The sequence below is a fragment of the Sorangium sp. So ce367 genome (genome assembly GCF_051520455.1).
GTDB classification, from domain to species: Bacteria; Myxococcota_A; Polyangia; order Polyangiales; family Polyangiaceae; genus Sorangium; species Sorangium cellulosum_B.
Map to the genome: position 1 here is coordinate 5,408,628 of NZ_CP150334.1, position 15,996 is coordinate 5,424,623.

Below are 15,996 nucleotides of genomic sequence, written 5' to 3' on the forward strand. Positions count from 1 at the left end.
CGCCGTGACGCCTCCTCCGGATCACGACGGCGGCGCGCTCGACGATGGGGGCGCCCGCGACGACACCCCGGCCACCGCGGCCGAGCTCGACGCCCGCCTCTCGGCGGCCCGCTACATCTCCGATCCGGCGACCTCGCTCGCGCTCTGGCTCGCCCTCCGGATGGCGCGGCCGCTGCTGCTCGAGGGGCCGGCCGGCGTCGGCAAGACCGATCTCGCCCGCGCCGCCGCCGAGGCGCTCGGCCGAGGGCTCATCCGGCTCCAGTGCTACGAGGGCCTCGACGAGGCGAAGGCGCTCTACGAGTGGGACTACGCGAAGCAGATGCTCTACACGCAGCTGCTGCGCGACGCCGTCGCGAAGGAGATCGCCGGCGCGGCGAGCCTCGCCGCGGCCGCGCGCGCGATCGCGGGGAGCGAGGCGTCGTTCTTCAGCGAGCATTTCTTGATCGCGCGCCCGCTCCTCGCGGCGCTGCGGAGCGCCGCGCCGGTCGTCCTGCTCATCGACGAGGTCGATCGCGCGGACCCTGAGTTCGAGGCGTTCTTGCTCGAGGTGCTCTCCGACATGCAGGTCACGATCCCCGAGCTCGGCACGATCCGCGCCGCGCACCCGCCGCTCGTCCTGCTGACGACGAACGCGACGCGCGAGATGACCGAGGCGCTGCGCCGCCGGTGCCTGCACGCGTTCCTGGACTACCCGCCTCCGTCGCGCGAGCTCGCCATCCTGAGGGTCGCCCTCCCGGGGATCGAGCCCCGCCTCGCGGCGCAGATCGTGGCGTTCGTCGGCGCCCTGCGGGCCATGGATCTGCGGAAATCTCCCGCGATCAGCGAGACGATCGACTGGGCCCGCGCGCTGCTCCTGCTCGGCAAGCGCGCGGTGACGCCGGAGCTCGCGCGCGACACGCTCGGCGTCCTGCTCAAGCACCAGAGCGACCGCGGCGACGCGGAGGCGAAGCTCGGCCCCCTCGTGCGTGCCGCCGAGCACGCGGGAGCGGACGAGCCGGTTACCTGAGCTCGGCCACCTTCTCGCCGAACAGCTTCTCGAGCCGCCCGAGCATGGCGTCGTTCGGCTCGACGCGCAGATCACGCCCCAGCGACAGCACCGCCTCTGCACCATCGTCGAGCTGGATCACGAGCTGCACCGGGCACACCCCGGGGCTCGCCCGCAGGAGCGCCCCGAGCCGATCGATGTGCTCGCGCCTGGCGCTGCGCGACTTCAGCGTGATCGCCACGCTCCGGGTCTGCGCGAGGATGGCGTCGGCGAGCGGCTGCACCTCGTCGAGCAGCAGGGTCGGCTCGCGCGGCGCGGCCTCGGCCTCCTCGGCCCCCTCGTCCACCATCGGGAAGCTGATCTTCCCCGAGATCAGGACCGGCTCCCCCCGGTTCAAGAGGTCCGCGTAGCTCTCGATCTGCTTCTCGCGCACCTTGACCTCGACCCGGCCCGTCGTGTCCTCGAGCACGAAGAACGCGATCTTGCCGCCGCCCCCCTTGAAGATGCGCTCTCGGTAGCCCTCGACCATCCCGCCGACGCGCACCCTGGCCCAGGCATCCATGCCGGCCAGCGCGCTCACCGCGGTCACGTCGAAGCGGTTCAGATCCACGCCGTACCGATCCAGCGGGTGCCCCGAGACGTAGAACCCGAGCGACTGCTTCTCCCGCGAGAGCGTCTCGCGCAGATCCCAGTCCTCAGCCGTCGGGTAATCGTCCAGCCTCACCTCGCTCTTGGACGCCACCGCCGCGAACAGGCCGATCTGCGCGCTGTTCCGATCCTTGCTCGCGGAGCGCGAGCGCTCGAGCGCCCTGTCGATGCCGGCGAACGCCCGCGCCCGCGAGATGCCCCGCGCATTGAGGCTCGCGTCGAACGCGCCGCACTGCACGAGCGCCTCGAACACTCCCTTGTTGACCCGCCGCGGATCGACCCGCTCGGCGAAGTCGAACAGATCCGCGAACGCGCCGCCCGCGTCCCGCGCCTCGAGGATCGCCTCGAGCGCCGACTCGCCGACGCCGCGGATCGCGCCCATTCCGAAGCGGATCTTCGGATCGTACGGGTCCCTCACCCGCGAGCCTCCGCGCCGGGTGCCGGTCACGCGCTTGCCGTTCGTCGCCGGCTTCGCGCTGTAGACGACGGTGAAGTCGGTCTTGGACTCGTTGATCTCGGGCGGGAGGATCTCGACCCCCCACGCGCGCCCCTCCGCGATGATCCGGACGACCTTCTCTATCTTGTCGCGGTCGGCCGTCATCAGCGCGCAGAGGAACTCGACCGGGTAATGCGCCTTGAGGTAGGCCGTCTGGTAGGTCAGCAGCGCGTACGCCGCCGAGTGGCTCTTGTTGAAGCCGTAGCCCGCGAAGTACTCGAGGAGCCCGAAGATGCGCTCGGCGTCCTCGCCCTTCACCCCGTTCTTGAGCGAGCCGTCGACGAACGTCGCCTTCTGCTTCGCCATCTCCTCGGGCTTCTTCTTGCCCATGGCGCGCCGGAGCAGATCGGCGCCGCCGAGCGTGTAGCCCGCGAGCTTCTGCGCGATCTGCATGACCTGCTCCTGGTAGACGATGACGCCGTACGTCGGCTGGAGGAGCTCGTCGACGAGCGGGTGCATCTTCTCGATCGGCTTGCGGCCGTGCTTGCAGTCGACGAAGTCCTTCACCATGCCGGTGCCGAGCGGCCCGGGCCGGTACAGCGCCACGGCGGCGACGATGTCCTCGAAGGCGTCCGGCTTGAGGTCCTTGAAGAGCTGCTGCATGCCGCTCGACTCGAGCTGGAACACCCCGGTGGTCTCGCCCGACTGGAGGAGCGCGTAGGTGGCGGTGTCGTCGAGCGGCACCGTGTTCACGTCGAAGCGATTGCCCTCCTTGCCCGCGAGGTCGGGCCGCGCGTTCACGAGCCGCACCGCGATGTCGATGACGGTGAGCGTCTTCAGCCCGAGGAAGTCGAACTTCACGAGCCCGGCCAGCTCGGCGTCGTCCTTGTAGTACTGCGTGACGAGCTGCTCGCCGTTCTTGAAGCAGGGGACGTGGTCCCAGAGCGGGCCCTCGCTGATCACGACGCCGGCGGCGTGCATGCCCGCGTGCCGCGTCAGGCCCTCGAGCTTCTGCGCCTGCTTCAGGAGCTCCGCGACCGTGGGGTCGCTCTCCTTGAGGGCCTTGAGCTTCGGCTCGATCTCGAGCGCCTCGGGGATCGTGTACATGATCCCCGGGCTCTTCTGCGGGATGAGGCTCGCGATCTTCTGCGCCTCGTTCGCGGGGAACGCCATCGCCCGCGCGACGTCCTTGATCACGCTCCGCGCCTTGAGCTCGTGGAACGTCGCGATCTGCCCCACGGAGGGTTTGTCGGCCTCCTTGCTGTACTTCTTGGTGACGTAGGAGATGACCTCGTCGCGCCGGTCCATGCAGAAGTCGACGTCGAAGTCGGGCATGCTCACGCGCTCCGGGTTCAGGAAGCGCTCGAACAGCAGGTTGTACGGGAGCGGATCGAGATCGGTGATCTCCATCGCATAGGCGACGAGCGAGCCCGCGCCCGATCCGCGGCCCGGCCCGACCGGGATGCCGTGGTCCTTGGCGTACTTGATGAAGTCCCAGACGATGAGGAAGTAGCCCGGGAAGTCCATCTGGACGATGACGTTGAGCTCGACGTCGAGCCGCGCGCGGTAGGTCGCCTCGTCCACCTTTCTGCCCGTCTGCGCGATCTGGGCGAGCCGCTTCGTGAGGCCGTCGTGCGCCACGTGCCGGAAGTACGACGCCGAGTCCGAGAACCCGCTCGGCAGGGGGAACGTCGGGAGCATCGGCTTGCCGAGCTTGAGCTTCAGCGTCGAGCACCGCTCGGCGATCTCGAGCGTCGACCGCACCGCCTGCGGGTGGTCGCGGAACAGGTGCATCATCTCGTCGGCGGGCTTGAGGAACATCTCGAAGCTGCCGTGGTGCGCGGCGCTCGCCTCCGCGAACGTGCGGTTGGCCGCGATGCACGACAGGTAGAGCTGCCCCTCGCCGTCCTCGCGCGCGCCGAAGTGCGCGTCGTTGGTCGCGACGAGCGGGAGCCCCAGATCGCCCGCCGCCCGCGCCAGGATGCCGTTGAGCACCGACTGCTCGACGAGCCCGTGGTCCTGCAGCTCGACGTAGAGGCTCCCCGGCTGGAAGCAGTCCCTGAGCCGGCTGAGCGCCTCGCGCCCCTCCCCCTCGCCCTGCTCGAGGATCCGCTGGGCGACGACGCCGCCCATGCAGCCGGTCAAGCCGATGAGCCCCGCGCTGTGCTGCGCCACCGTGTCGAGCCGCACGCTCGGCGCGAGCCCGCTCGCGGGATCGACGTGCCCCTGGGAGACGATGCGGACGAGGTTCTTGTAGCCCTCCTCGGACGCGGCGAGCAGCACGAGGTGATCGACGGGCGTCTCGTCGACGCCCGAGCGCGACACCTGCCCCGCGGCCGCGCCCCAGCTGCGGGCGACGTTGACCTCGCAGCCGATGATCGCGCCGATGCCCTGGTCCTTGCAGGCCTTGTAGTGCTGAATCGCCCCGAACATGTTCCCGTGGTCGGTCAGGGCGACGGCGCGCATCCCCAGCGATTTGGCGCGCGCGGCGAGGTCCTTGACGCGCAGCGAGCCGTCGAGGAGCGAGTACTGCGAATGCACGTGGAGGTGGATGAACTCAGCTGTCACAGCGGGCTTCCAGGGGGCTTCTCATCGTGGTGGTAGTCGGGAAAGACCGGTAATCGGGGAGAGGGCGCGGAGAGCGAGATCGGGAGGCGCTGGGACAATCCACCAGCGCTCACCGGCGGGCTCACATATAGCGCATTGCGCAGCGGGGATCGCCCTTGATGAGCCGCGCAGGCCGGCGCTAGCATGTGCGCCCGTCCGAGAGCACTTGCCTGATCCGGGGTGGGGTTTCCAGAAAGTGAGGTCGATGATGCGTCAATCCCGTATCGCCGTCGCGGTGTATTTGGCGACCGCGCTCGTGTCCGCTGCCGGTTGTGGCTCCGAGGCCACGGCGCCTGTCGTTCAAGACGTCGACCTCGGTCAGCCGCCCGCGCCGGGGCCGGAGCAGGCGGGGGATGGCGAGGGCGTCGCGTTCGCGATCGACCGGCTCTTCCTCGGCGATACGGATCGCGACGGGAAGAAGGTGGCCGGCAGCTGGAAGCAGTACGGATTCAACCTCGACGGCAAGGTGTCCAGCACCGTATCACAGGACCTGTGCAAGCCGGTGGATGACACCGCTCCTTCGGAGGTCTATCCGGACGGCGCCGATGGGATCGACAACGCCTTTGGCAGCAAGCTCGTCGGCCTCATCTCCAACCTCCTGACCGACCCGTCGACCCGGGTCAGCGACGCCATCGGCAAGGGCGATTTCACGGTGATCTTCAAGGTCGACGGGCTCGGCGAGCGGTCGTCCTACAACCCCCTCACCGCGAAGCTCTACGGCGGCGCCACGCTGGGCGAGGCGCCCACCTGGGATGGCGCCGACCGGTGGCCTGTCGTACCGGAGCTCCTCGACGACGCTCAGGACGTCGAGAGCTCCAAGGTGGTGTTCCCGGCCAGCTACGTCGTCGACGACACATGGGTTTCGGGCCCGGATTCACAGGTCACGTTCCAGCTGAACCTGACGGTCTCGGACACCATCATCGGTCTCACGATCCGCAACGTGAGGATCGCGATGGATCTCGCGCCCGATCACAAATCGGTGGTCAAAGGGACCATTGCGGGCGTGCTCGAGACGGCTGTCCTCGTCGAGGAGCTCCGCGGCGTCATCGGCGCCGTACAGCCGAATTTCTGCGAAGGCCCCGCGCTGGAGACGATCCTCGACCAGGTCCGCCGCGCCTCGGACATCATGAAGGATGGCAGCCAGGACCCGAGCAAGGAGTGCGACGCCATCTCCATCGGCATCGGGTTCACAGCGAAGGCGGTCCAGCTGGGCGAGATCGCGCCGCCTGCCGAGACGACCGGCGTGCCGTGCCAGTCGGCGCCCGCAGACGAAGGCTGAGCGCCGCGCGACTCGCATCCACCGGCGGCGCCGCGTCGCGCACGCCTCCTGGGCTCCGTGGGCACCTCCCGGGTGCCCGCTCCCGCCGCAATCCCCACAGCCTGCGACGTGCAACCGGCTCCGCTGGGTCCGGCCAGCCGCGAAGATCGTGCTCGCGCTTGAGCCGTCGCGCCCCCCGCGAGCGTCTCAAGGAGCGACCCCACCCGTCCAGGGTACGCGCTGGGGCAAGGGAGGTCTTGCCAGCGCGCTCTCTCGGTCCGCCCGCTGGTGGGCGGGCCGCGAGGCGCCCTCTTCCTGGTTTCGTTCGTCCTGACTTTTCGCTAGAAGTCGGCATCGCTTCGAGCGTCCACCACGCAAGTACCCGATGGCGGTGAAGATTCATGGCGAGCTGCCGTCCAAGGGCGTCAGCCCGGCGGGTCGCCGATGCGAGCTCTGGCTCGTGCCCCTCAGAGGAGAACAAGGTCCATGCGTAGATACGTCGCTTCCGTTCTGTGCGCCGTGATGATGATTGGCGCTGCCGCCGCGACGGCGGGTTGCACGGCCAGCGCCTCGTTCAACGCCGGCAAGGAGCCGGTGGCCGAGCCCCCGCCCCCGCCCCCGCCGGAGCCGAAGCCCGAGCCGAAGGAGGAGAAGAAGCCCCGCCCGCGCTTCAAGCTGACGTTCAAGCTCAAGGGCAACGAGGTCTCTCTCCCCGGCCCGGTGGTCTTCGAGACGAACAGCGACAAGCTCCTGCCCGAGAGCGACGAGGTCCTCAACCTCGTCGATGACTTCCTGAAGCAGCGGGAGGATGTCAGCCTGCTCCGCGTCGAGGGCCATACCGACTCGGACGGTGAGGACGCCGCGAACCAGACGCTGTCCGAGAAGCGCGCGATGGCGGTCGCTCGCTGGCTCGTCGCGAAGGGGAACGACTGCAAGCGCTTCATCGCCGTCGGGTTCGGCGAGACCAAGCCGGTCGCCGACAACAACACGCCCGAGGGCAAGGCCCAGAACCGCCGCACCGGGTTCTTCATCGCGGCCATCAAGGGCAAGGCGGTCGACAAGCAGCCCGTGGACGGCGGCGGCAAGGTCGCCGGCGACGCCTGCAAGTGACGCCGCTGCGCCCGGGCGCGCTTCGTGACGCGCGCCGCGATCACCGCGGGCCCGGGCACGTCGGGGCGCTCCCCTTCTGCTGACGGCGGAGCTCAGTGGCCGGCGCACGCCGGCCGCCGGAGCCGATGCGTTCTCCGCGCGCCGGCGGCCGACGTTGCCCTGCGATCCTTCTTTTCTTGCCTCCCCCGCCAGCTTCACTATCGGTACGTCTCCACGACATGCGGAGACGTCACGACAGGTCCCTGGGTCGCCTCCTTTCCATCGCCCTCCTCTCGGTCGGCCTCTTCGGCTGCAACTCCGGGGCGGGCGACGTCCGCCCGTGGACGCGGGACGACCACGATCCGCCGAACCCCGGCGAGGGGCAGGGCCAGGGCGGCAAGGTAGCCGCTCGGCCGGTCGCGTCCGATGAGACCGATCCAGGGCTGATCGAGCTCGCCTGGCAGCGAAACTGCTCCACCTGCCACGGCAGGGCCGGGCGAGGCGACGGCCCGCAAGGCCCGATGGTCCGCGCCCCGGACCTCACCGACGCGGCATGGCAGGATCGGGTGACCGACGCCCAGATGGCCGACACGATCAGGAAGGGCAAGAACAAGATGCCCGCGTTCGACCTGCCGCAGCCGGTGATCGAGGGCCTCGTGAAGCGCGTCCGCACCAACCGAGCGCGCTGAAGCCTGATGAGCTCGACCTCGCAGCACGATCTCGATGAGGCGCCGGAGGAGAGGCCGGCGGAGCCGGAGGCCCGGCCGCCGTGGCTCCGGCGTCTCGCGCCAGCGATCCTCCTGCTGGGTGCGCTGGTTGCGGGGAGCATCCTCGTCAAGCGCCTGCCCGAAGAGCGGGAGATCGAGCTGCGGCTCGACGATGCAGCTACGGTCGTGCAGCTCGACGTGACGTGGACGGATTCTTCTTCGAGCGACCGCGCGGACGACACGGCGACGGTCATCGACAGCTCATGGCGCTTCGCCGAGGGCACGGCCCCGCGGGCTGTCCTCACGAAGGTGTCGCTCCCGGATGGCCTCTACCAGGTGGAGATCACGGTCGGCAGGAAGGGCGGGCACGACGTGACGAGCCGGGCCATCACGCTCGCGGACGAGTCCCGGATCACGCTGTTCGTGCACTGAACGGCGCCCCGCGCGTTCTCGCCGGCCTCGCGGAGCGCGCTTCGGCCGGCGCTCCTGGAGCGAGCCCAACAGCAGCCGGGTCTGCCGGAGACCTGCTGGTGCTCGTTGCGGTCGCCCGGCGCATGAGACCGTTGACGCCCGGAAACCGACAAGCAAGGCAGCGGCGTGAGTTGGAGGCGTGTCCCTCAGGTACCACCTCGCGTCCAGCAAGCCGCACGCAGCCCTTGATGAAAAACCATCACATTTAAATACAAGCCATTGTTATTGTTGACGTTTTTCTTCTTCCAGTGGCAGCGTTTCGGGTGGGAATGGAATGTGAGAACGAATTCCCTTGATGCGTTCCCCCCGAAACCGCTACTTCTTGGCCCGCGGAAGCAGGGCGTGGCACCTTATCCTACAACCACTTACACGCTCTGACTGGGACGACCGTGGTGCATCGTGGTGCCCCCCCGGAGGGAGCGACCATGCGGCCTGTACAGTGCCGCTGGAGGCGGAGAAGGAGAACCGATGAGGATCACCCCGTGGTATCTGGCTGCGCTCGCCCCGTTCGCCGCCATTGGTTGCAGTGGCGCGTACCTCGGTCACGCCGCTGTCGTCGCATTGACGATCGGCATCTTCCTCGGGACCCTTTCGCTCGGCCGCACGCCGAGCTCGAGCCCCGCCCCGCCGAACGCCCCTGTCTCCTGACTTTCTCGCCCAGCTGCCGCCTGCTGCACCTCGACGCGAGGGTTTCCCGAGCGCGCGACAGCGCTGGAGCTTACGCTCGGGGAGCGTGAGGTCATGACGCAAGACGCCTCGGTCGGCCGGCTCAAGCGGCTCGAAGAGTTCACGCTCATGGACCTCGAGTCCGTGCACCTCATCCTGCGCGGCGACTCGGTCATCGACTGGAGGAGGCTCAACCTGCAGGGCGAGCAGGCGGCGCGGGACCTCTTGCTGGCGCAGGAGTTCCGCCCGGACGAACCGGGAGATCGCGCCCACCTCGAGAGCGTCAAGAACGAAGCGATCGCGTACCTGCGCCGCCATTTCGAGTTCCCGATCCCGAGCCCGGTCGCTCGCGCCTCGGTCGAGGAGATCCTGCTGCTCGCCTCGGGCAAGGGCCACCGCCAGCTCTGCGCCTGCACGATCCTCAAGGCGATGCACATCATCCATCACCTGGCCGGGCGCGAGCTCCTCTTCTCGATCCCCATGTCGGACCAGGACGTCTTCCACCTCGTCGAGGAGAAGGTGTACCGGGTGATCGGCGGCATGCTCGCGGCGGGCTTCCCGATCACCGAGTTCATCGGCGGGCGGAAGAACAAGGACTCGCTCTACACGAAGCTCCTGTCGAAGACCGACACGACCGCGGCGGCCATCTACGACAAGCTTCGCTTCCGCATCGTCTGCCGCACCGTGGACGATCTGCTTCCGGTGCTCCTGTACCTGTCCGAGCGGCTGTTTCCGTTCAATTACGTCGTGCCAGGCGAGAGCACCAACACGATCCTGCGGTTCCGGAGCTACTGCGAGACGCGGCCCTTCCTTCAGCCGATGCTCGACGCGTTGCAGACCGACGTCGACGACGGGCTCACGGCAGGCGACAACAGCTTCAGCGATCGGAGCTACCGCGTGATCCACTTCGTCGTCGATCTGCCGGTGCGGCTCCCCGCCGAGATCCTCGACATGGCGCCGCCCGCGGCCTGGGCGCTCGGGCCGATCATCTTCGTCCTGTGCGAGTTCCAGCTGATCGACCGCGAGACCGAGGCGGCGAACGAGGTCGGCGAGGCCAGCCACGCCAGGTACAAGGAACGGCAGAAGCAGGCCGTCATGCGCAGGCTCAAGCTCGGGGTCCGCTCCACCCGTGACCCGGCGAGCGGCGGACCCAAGCGGGATCGCTAGGCGCCGCGGTCCGCGCGGGGCACGGTCCTGACGCCGTAACGACGAGGCCGCTGGCGCGCAGCAACGCTGGACCGCGCAGCGAGCCTGAACCGCGCGGCGAGGCCAGACCGCGCAGCGCATGGACAGAACGGCCACGGCTGCGGCGGATGCGTGGGGCAACACCGCGACGAATCGAGCGGGCAGACGGGAGAGATCCGCGAGACATCCGGGGTGGGTCCCCGGAGAGCGGCATGCGTGAGCAAGGCGGCGAACGCCGCTGCGACGCCGGGAGCAGTCGGGCTATCGGAGCAGAGGCCGCCGAGCGAACAGCCTGGACGGTGACCGCCGGCGCTCGATCGAGGAGGCCTGCCGGCCCCTCAACGACACCGCCGGACGAGCGGGCTCAGATGCGGCCCTTCAGCGCGTCGCGATCGAGGACGACGATCCGGCGGCGATCGATCTCGATCACCCCCTTGCGACGGAGATCGCCCAGGGTGAGCGTGACGGTCTCGCGCGTGGAGCCGATCATGCTCGCCATCTCCTGATGGGTGAACGGCGCGGAGATGAGCACCCCGCGCGGATCGGGGATGCCCCAGCGCGTCGCGGCCTTGAGCAGGAACTCACAGAGGCGGGCCTCCACATTGCGGAAGAGCATGGACGCCAGGCGCTCCTCGGTGTCCGTGTGCCGCTCGACCAGCGTGGTCACGATGGCGGCGGCGAAGTTGGCGTCGCTCGCCATCAGGTTGCGCACCGTCGCGAGGGGGACGAGGAGCGCCTCGACGTCCTCCGTGGCGATCGCGCTCTCCCGGTGGGCCGTGACGCCCCCGAGCGCAGCCTCGCCTAGCACGTCGCCGGCCCCTCTGTAGCCGAGCGACAGGCTGCGCCCGTCGCTCATCCCACGCACCAGCCGGACTCGGCCGAGGCTGAGCATGGCAAGCGCGGTCGCTGCGTCGCCCTGCGTCACCAGGTGACGCCCTTTCGCGACGCGTTGGATCGTCCCTCCGTCCGCCAGCGCCGACTGCGTGGCCGGGGAGGCCGCGTTGCCGATCGCGCCGCGCCGGACAACCCGCCGTTTGCGGGAGTCCAGGTCGAGTCCACCGTCGTTCCCGAGCGCGCCAGGCTGGACCCTGACGCTCCGTGCCATCGCATCCTTACCCATCATCATCGCGGCTGCTCCTGCGGTTTGCGGTGTCGCGGTCCTACTGTTCCGGAGGGCCCCACCGGCTGGGGGGGGCCCGACTTGTGCCGGAACCTCCCACTTGCGTTGACATCCTGGATACCCGGCCCTTACCTTTCGGTTCGAGCCGGGCACGCCCCGTGAATGAACCCCTGCACGGGGGAGCCAGTTCGACCGCTCCTCCAGCTACGGACGTTGGATGCGCCTCTTTAGCGGCAAAATTACTCCCCTCACAGAAGAACTCGTCCGCGCGCTCGTGGACAACCGCGATATCGAGTGCGAATCGAAGAAAGAGGTCGCGCTCGACGTCGAGTCGGTCTTCACGAGCTACCTGCACGCAGAGCGGGAAGCGACCGAGCGGGCGAAAGAGATCCTCCAGGCACGCGGACTGCCTCAGGGCGAGTTCAACCGGGTCAAGCGCCTGGCCGCGGAGCAGAAAGGGATCAAGACCGGCGAGGAAACCATGGATTATCTCCTCGACCAGCTGCTCGAGATGCTGATGCACTCGAACAACGTCGAGGAGGTGTTCGTCGAGGACCACGACCTGCGCCGCCGGATAAGGCCCATCCTTCGGAAGTACCTCGAGATGGACGAGGCGCTCGACACCGAGGTGCGCGGCAAGCTCCGCCACGTGCAGGAGGGCTCCCGCACCTGGGAAATCGAATACCAGCGGGTCATGGGCGAGATCCAGCGGCGCAAGGGGCTGCTGTAATCGCCGCCAGGCAGGCGGGCTCTCAGCCGAGCAAGCGAACCGTCTGCGGCGTTTGCCGGTCCAGCGAGACGCCGTCTGCCCATGGCCTCGGCGCCCGATCCGCAGGGACATCGCCCGTGGGATAAGCGCGCACCATCTGCGACCATGCCCGCTGCGGAGCGTTCCTTCTGCCAGATCGGGCGTCGTCGTGGTACCGGAGGACATCATGAGCTGGATTCCGAAGGTCGAGGCGAAGCGCCACTTCTGTCATAAATGCAAGAACGAGCTCATCTTCGAGGTGAAGCTCCAGCGCGCGGACACCTGTCCCCACTGCGGTGTCGACCTCCACTGCTGCAGGAACTGCGAGAACTGGGACCCGGCCGCGCACAACCAGTGCAAGGAGCACATCGCCGAGTACATCCCGGATCGGGAGAGAGCGAATTATTGTACTTTCTTCACGTTCAAGAACGGCGTACCGGAAGACAACTCGAAGCGCATCGCGGATTCTCGCTCCAAGCTCGACAACCTTTTCAAGAAGAAGTAGGCGCCCGCTGGGGGAGCACGCACATGTCCACGCCTCGCTACTTGATCACCGGCGGTGCCGGGTTCATCGGAAGCAACCTCGTCGCGGCGCTGACCGCCGCCGGCGAGCGGGTCCGCGTCCTCGATAACCTCGCGACTGGGCGATGGGAGAACCTCGACGGGCTCCCCCACCAGTCGCTGATCGAGCGCATCACGGGGGACATCCGGGACGCGGCGGCGGTCGCGACGGCGGCCAAGGGGGTCGAGGTCATCCTCCACCAGGCCGCGCTCGGCTCGGTCCCGCGCAGCGTCGAGTCGCCCATCGAGTCGAACTCCGTCAACGTCGGCGGCACGGTCACTGTGCTCGACGTGGCGCGCCGCCAGGGCGTGCGCCGGGTGCTCTTCGCCGCGTCGTCCAGCGCGTACGGCGAGACGCCCGTCCTCCCGAAGCACGAGGGCATGGAGCCGATGCCGCTGTCGCCGTACGCGGTCACGAAGCTCGCCTGCGAGCACTACATGAAGGTCTTCGCGGGCATCTACGGCATCGAGACCCTGAGCCTGCGTTACTTCAACGTCTTCGGGCCGAACCAGACCCCGGACGGCGCCTACGCCGCGGCGATCCCGCGGTTCGTCGACGCCGCCCTGCAGAACCGGCCGATCCCCATCTTCGGCGACGGCGAGCAGACGCGCGACTTCTGCTTCATCGAGAACACCGTGCTCGCGAACCTCCTCGGCGCGACGTCGCCGAAGAAGTTCAAGGGTGAGGTCATCAACATCGCCGGCGGACGCAGGATCGGGCTGAATGAGCTCTGCAAGGAGATCTCGCGGGCCCTCGGGCGGGACGTCGCGGTCGAGCACCTCCCCGCCCGCGCCGGGGACATCCGGCACTCGCTCGCCGACATCTCGCGCGCGGCCGAGCTCATCGGGTACGAGCCCCGCGTACGCTGGGAGGACGGCATCGTCCCCACGGTCACGTACCTGCGGACGCTCCGTGAGAAGGGCCCCGCGGCCGCGTCGGCCACGGTGACCTGTGGCAAGGTTCCGCTGCCCAAGGCCCAAGGGGCCTCGGACGGCGGACCAAAGGCGAGCTAGGTAGAGCGGGGGCGGCTCGTGCGGAGCATGACCGGCTTCGGGCTCGGTGACGCTTCGCTCACCGATGGGCGCGTCGTCGCCGAGATCCGCTCGGTGAACCAGCGCTTCCTCGACGTGCGCGCGCGGCTCCCGCGCGAGCTCGTCGATCTGACGATGTTCGCCGAGCAGGTGGCGCGCGAGCGCCTGCGGCGGGGACGCATCGAGATCATCGTGCGTACCGAGGGCGCGGTGCTGGCCCCGAGCACGCTCGACAAATCGAAGGCGCGCGCGGCGTTCCGCGCCCTGGCGGAGCTCCGCGACGAGCTCGCGCCGGGCGCCGACGTGCCGCTCTCGCTGCTCTGCGCCGTGCCGGACCTCTTCGCGCCCGCAGGCGGCCACGAGATCGCTGCCGTCCGCGCGGCGCTCAAGCTGGCCATCGAGCGCGCGATCGACGCGATGGAGGGCATGTGCCTGCGCGAAGGCGAGGCGCTCGCCAGCGACATGCGCGGGCGGGTGGCCACGTTGCGCGCGCTGTCGTCCGAGGTCGTGGCGCGCGCGGACGAGGCGCGCGAGGCGCTCAGGCGCCGCCTGCGCGAGCGGGTCGAGCGCCTGCTCCAAGGGGTCGAGGCCGGCTTCGAGGCGACGCGGATCGAGGCGGAGGTGATGCTGCTCGCCGAGCGCAGCGATATCACCGAGGAGGTCACCCGCCTCCGGAGCCACCTCGACCAGTTCGGCGGCGCGCTCGCGGCCCCGAGCGGCGACCCTTGCGGAAGGAGGCTCGACTTTCTGCTTCAGGAGATGGTACGCGAGGCGAACACGCTGGGCTCCAAGGCGCAGGACGCCGCCATCTCCCATCACGTCGTGGCGATGAAGGTGGAGCTCGAACGCCTGCGGGAGCAGGTCCAGAACATCGAGTGACAGGAGAGCATGTCGACCGAAGCACTCAGTGACGACTTCCTCCTCCTCATCGTGTCGTCCCCGTCCGGCGCGGGGAAGACGACGCTCTGCGGGAGGCTGCGCGGCGAGTTCCCCGACCTGCGCTTCTCGGTCTCCCACACGACCCGGCGCCCGCGCCCGAACGAGGTCGACGGCCGGGAGTACCACTTCGTCGACCCGAACACGTTCGAGCAGATGATCCGCATCGGCGCGTTCGCCGAGTGGGCCAGGGTGCACGATCACCTCTACGGCACGAGCCTGAAGGAGATCGAGATCGCACGCGCCACCGCGCGCGGCGTGCTCTTCGACATCGACCACCAGGGCGCGCGGCAGATCAAGGCGAGCCTGCCCGAGGCGGTCGCCGTGTTCATCCTTCCCCCGTCGCTCGCCGAGCTCGAGCGGCGCCTGCGCGGGCGCGGCACCGAGGACGAGCCCACGACGCTCCGCCGCCTCCGCAACGCGAAGGGCGAGATCGAGCATTACGGCTTCTTCGACTACGTGATCGTGAACGACGAGATCAACCGCGCCTACGAGCAGCTGCGGTCGCTCGTCTTCGCCGAGCGGTGCCGCCGCCAGCGGCGCGCGGCCCTCTGCGAGCGGCTGCTCTCGGAGCGGAGGTTCGAGCGATGAGCGCCGGCGCGACGCGCGACGTACTCGCCATCATCGGCGGCAGCGGCGTCTACGAGATGGGGTGGCTGGAGGACGTCGAGGAGGTCTCGGTCTCCACCCCCTTCGGGCTGCCGAGCGACGTGGTGCTGCGCGGGCAGGTCAAGGGCGGCGACGCGACGGTGCTCTTCCTGCCGCGCCACGGCCGCGGGCACCGCTTCTCGCCGTCGACGATCAACTACCGCGCGAACATCTGCGCGCTGAAGATGCTCGGCGCCACGCACGTGCTCAGCGTGAGCGCGGTCGGCTCCCTGCGCGAGGACATCGTGCCTGGCGACCTCGTCGTCGTCGACCAGTTCATCGATTTCACGAAGCGGCGGATCTCGACGTTCTTCGATGAAGGCCTCGTCGCTCATGTGCCGTTCGCCGATCCGGTGTGCCCGATCCTGGCGAGCGCGGTCCACGACGCGGCGCTCGCCACCGGCGCGCGCGTCCACCGCGGCGGCACCTATGTCTGCATCGAGGGCCCTCAGTTCTCGACGCGGGCCGAAAGCCGCATGTTCCGTACGTTCGGCGCGCATGTCATCGGGATGACCAACTTGCCCGAGGCGAAGCTCGCCCGCGAAGCGGAGCTCCCTTACGCCACGCTCGCGCTCACCACCGACTTCGATTGCTGGCACGTCAGCGAGGAGGCGGTGAGCGTCGAGGCGGTCATCGCCGTACTCAACCGCAATATCGGGTATGCGCGGGACGTCGCGAAATCCCTCGCCCGTAATCTCCCCGACGTGTCTCAGAGCCCGGCCCGTCATGCGCTTGAGAAGTGCATCATGACCACGGCCGGCGCGTCATCGCCCGACGCAGAGGCGCGGCTCGAGTGGCTCATCGGCCCTCGGCGCAAGGCCGACTGAGCTGACCTCAGGGCCCCTCGGCGGCGCGCCCGCTCCTCCGCGAAGCGGGCGCGAGGGGGCGCAGCGGGCACG

Annotated in this window: 15 protein-coding genes; 13 read left to right on the plus strand and 2 right to left on the minus strand. The window is 69.0% G+C overall.

Annotated features, from left to right (window positions below):
* Nucleotides 1-4 precede the first annotated feature (4 nt).
* Nucleotides 5-1,006: an AAA family ATPase gene (locus WME97_RS20585; RefSeq protein WP_437554171.1), complete on the plus strand. Its 1,002-nt coding sequence runs from the start codon at nucleotides 5-7 to the stop codon at nucleotides 1,004-1,006.
* On the opposite strand, the gene dnaE is transcribed toward WME97_RS20585, so the two are convergent.
* The gene (gene dnaE, locus WME97_RS20590) at nucleotides 999-4,637 is read right to left on the minus strand and encodes a DNA polymerase III subunit alpha (protein WP_437554173.1); all 3,639 of its coding nucleotides are present in this window, start codon (nucleotides 4,635-4,637) and stop codon (nucleotides 999-1,001) included. The two genes, WME97_RS20585 and dnaE, sit on opposite strands and share 8 nt — an antisense overlap.
* A gap of 244 nt (nucleotides 4,638-4,881) precedes the next feature.
* On the opposite strand from dnaE, the gene WME97_RS20595 reads away from it, so the two are divergent.
* The 6 genes from WME97_RS20595 to WME97_RS20620 all read left to right on the plus strand — a co-directional run bounded on the left by WME97_RS20595 (nucleotide 4,882) and on the right by WME97_RS20620 (nucleotide 10,034).
* On the plus strand, nucleotides 4,882-5,955 hold the full coding sequence (locus WME97_RS20595) for a hypothetical protein (RefSeq protein WP_437554175.1): 1,074 nt from the start codon (nucleotides 4,882-4,884) through the stop codon (nucleotides 5,953-5,955).
* A 465-nt stretch (nucleotides 5,956-6,420) separates the two neighbouring features.
* Nucleotides 6,421-7,044 carry an OmpA family protein gene (locus WME97_RS20600; protein ID WP_437554177.1) on the plus strand — a complete coding sequence of 208 codons (624 nt, stop codon included), beginning with the start codon at nucleotides 6,421-6,423 and terminating at the stop codon, nucleotides 7,042-7,044.
* A 218-nt stretch (nucleotides 7,045-7,262) separates the two neighbouring features.
* The gene (locus WME97_RS20605) at nucleotides 7,263-7,712 is read left to right on the plus strand and encodes a c-type cytochrome (protein ID WP_437554178.1); all 450 of its coding nucleotides are present in this window, start codon (nucleotides 7,263-7,265) and stop codon (nucleotides 7,710-7,712) included.
* 6 nt (nucleotides 7,713-7,718) lie between these two features.
* Nucleotides 7,719-8,162 (plus strand): hypothetical protein, encoded by a 444-nt coding sequence (locus WME97_RS20610; RefSeq protein WP_437554180.1) that lies wholly within the window; start codon nucleotides 7,719-7,721, stop codon nucleotides 8,160-8,162.
* A 507-nt stretch (nucleotides 8,163-8,669) separates the two neighbouring features.
* On the plus strand, nucleotides 8,670-8,849 hold the full coding sequence (locus WME97_RS20615; protein WP_012236385.1) for a hypothetical protein: 180 nt from the start codon (nucleotides 8,670-8,672) through the stop codon (nucleotides 8,847-8,849).
* Nucleotides 8,850-8,942: 93 nt separating this feature from the next.
* Nucleotides 8,943-10,034, plus strand: a complete 1,092-nt coding sequence (locus WME97_RS20620; RefSeq protein ID WP_012236386.1) for a TIGR04552 family protein — start codon at nucleotides 8,943-8,945, stop codon at nucleotides 10,032-10,034.
* Nucleotides 10,035-10,416: 382 nt separating this feature from the next.
* Here WME97_RS20620 and WME97_RS20625 read toward each other — a convergent pair whose 3' ends face one another.
* On the minus strand, nucleotides 10,417-11,157 hold the full coding sequence (locus WME97_RS20625; RefSeq protein WP_272099495.1) for a Crp/Fnr family transcriptional regulator: 741 nt from the start codon (nucleotides 11,155-11,157) through the stop codon (nucleotides 10,417-10,419).
* Between the two features lie 232 nt (nucleotides 11,158-11,389).
* Between WME97_RS20625 and WME97_RS20630 the strand changes: the two genes are divergently transcribed.
* From WME97_RS20630 to mtnP, 6 genes are all read left to right on the plus strand, one after another.
* A complete protein-coding gene (locus WME97_RS20630) occupies nucleotides 11,390-11,902 on the plus strand; it encodes a DUF507 family protein (RefSeq protein WP_012236388.1) in 513 nt (170 codons plus the stop codon).
* Nucleotides 11,903-12,107: 205 nt separating this feature from the next.
* Nucleotides 12,108-12,425 carry a hypothetical protein gene (locus tag WME97_RS20635; protein WP_012236389.1) on the plus strand — a complete coding sequence of 106 codons (318 nt, stop codon included), beginning with the start codon at nucleotides 12,108-12,110 and terminating at the stop codon, nucleotides 12,423-12,425.
* 23 nt (nucleotides 12,426-12,448) lie between these two features.
* Complete coding sequence (locus WME97_RS20640) at nucleotides 12,449-13,495, plus strand: SDR family oxidoreductase (protein ID WP_437554182.1); 1,047 nt, start codon at nucleotides 12,449-12,451, stop codon at nucleotides 13,493-13,495.
* Nucleotides 13,496-13,522: 27 nt separating this feature from the next.
* A complete protein-coding gene (locus WME97_RS20645) occupies nucleotides 13,523-14,392 on the plus strand; it encodes a YicC/YloC family endoribonuclease (protein WP_437555443.1) in 870 nt (289 codons plus the stop codon).
* A 9-nt stretch (nucleotides 14,393-14,401) separates the two neighbouring features.
* Nucleotides 14,402-15,040, plus strand: coding sequence for a guanylate kinase (gene gmk / locus WME97_RS20650; protein WP_437554184.1), 639 nt, complete (start codon nucleotides 14,402-14,404; stop codon nucleotides 15,038-15,040).
* Nucleotides 15,037-15,924, plus strand: a complete 888-nt coding sequence (mtnP, locus tag WME97_RS20655; protein WP_437554186.1) for an S-methyl-5'-thioadenosine phosphorylase — start codon at nucleotides 15,037-15,039, stop codon at nucleotides 15,922-15,924. The genes gmk and mtnP overlap by 4 nt, the downstream gene beginning before the upstream one ends.
* Nucleotides 15,925-15,996 lie beyond the last annotated feature (72 nt).

Excerpts from the sequence above, each read along its gene's own strand:
- WME97_RS20620 (WP_012236386.1), top strand. The coding sequence starts at position 8,943 with ATGACGCAAGACGCCTCGGTCGGCCGGCTCAAGCGGCTCGAAGAGTTC.
- WME97_RS20625 (WP_272099495.1), bottom strand. The coding sequence starts at position 11,157 with ATGGCACGGAGCGTCAGGGTCCAGCCTGGCGCGCTCGGGAACGACGGT.
- WME97_RS20600 (WP_437554177.1), top strand. The coding sequence starts at position 6,421 with ATGCGTAGATACGTCGCTTCCGTTCTGTGCGCCGTGATGATGATTGGC.
- WME97_RS20645 (WP_437555443.1), top strand. The coding sequence starts at position 13,523 with ATGACCGGCTTCGGGCTCGGTGACGCTTCGCTCACCGATGGGCGCGTC.
- WME97_RS20630 (WP_012236388.1), top strand. The coding sequence starts at position 11,390 with ATGCGCCTCTTTAGCGGCAAAATTACTCCCCTCACAGAAGAACTCGTC.
- WME97_RS20605 (WP_437554178.1), top strand. The coding sequence starts at position 7,263 with ATGCGGAGACGTCACGACAGGTCCCTGGGTCGCCTCCTTTCCATCGCC.
- WME97_RS20610 (WP_437554180.1), top strand. The coding sequence starts at position 7,719 with ATGAGCTCGACCTCGCAGCACGATCTCGATGAGGCGCCGGAGGAGAGG.
- WME97_RS20640 (WP_437554182.1), top strand. The coding sequence starts at position 12,449 with ATGTCCACGCCTCGCTACTTGATCACCGGCGGTGCCGGGTTCATCGGA.
- WME97_RS20595 (WP_437554175.1), top strand. The coding sequence starts at position 4,882 with ATGATGCGTCAATCCCGTATCGCCGTCGCGGTGTATTTGGCGACCGCG.
- WME97_RS20635 (WP_012236389.1), top strand. The coding sequence starts at position 12,108 with ATGAGCTGGATTCCGAAGGTCGAGGCGAAGCGCCACTTCTGTCATAAA.
- WME97_RS20615 (WP_012236385.1), top strand. The coding sequence starts at position 8,670 with ATGAGGATCACCCCGTGGTATCTGGCTGCGCTCGCCCCGTTCGCCGCC.
- mtnP (WP_437554186.1), top strand. The coding sequence starts at position 15,037 with ATGAGCGCCGGCGCGACGCGCGACGTACTCGCCATCATCGGCGGCAGC.
- gmk (WP_437554184.1), top strand. The coding sequence starts at position 14,402 with ATGTCGACCGAAGCACTCAGTGACGACTTCCTCCTCCTCATCGTGTCG.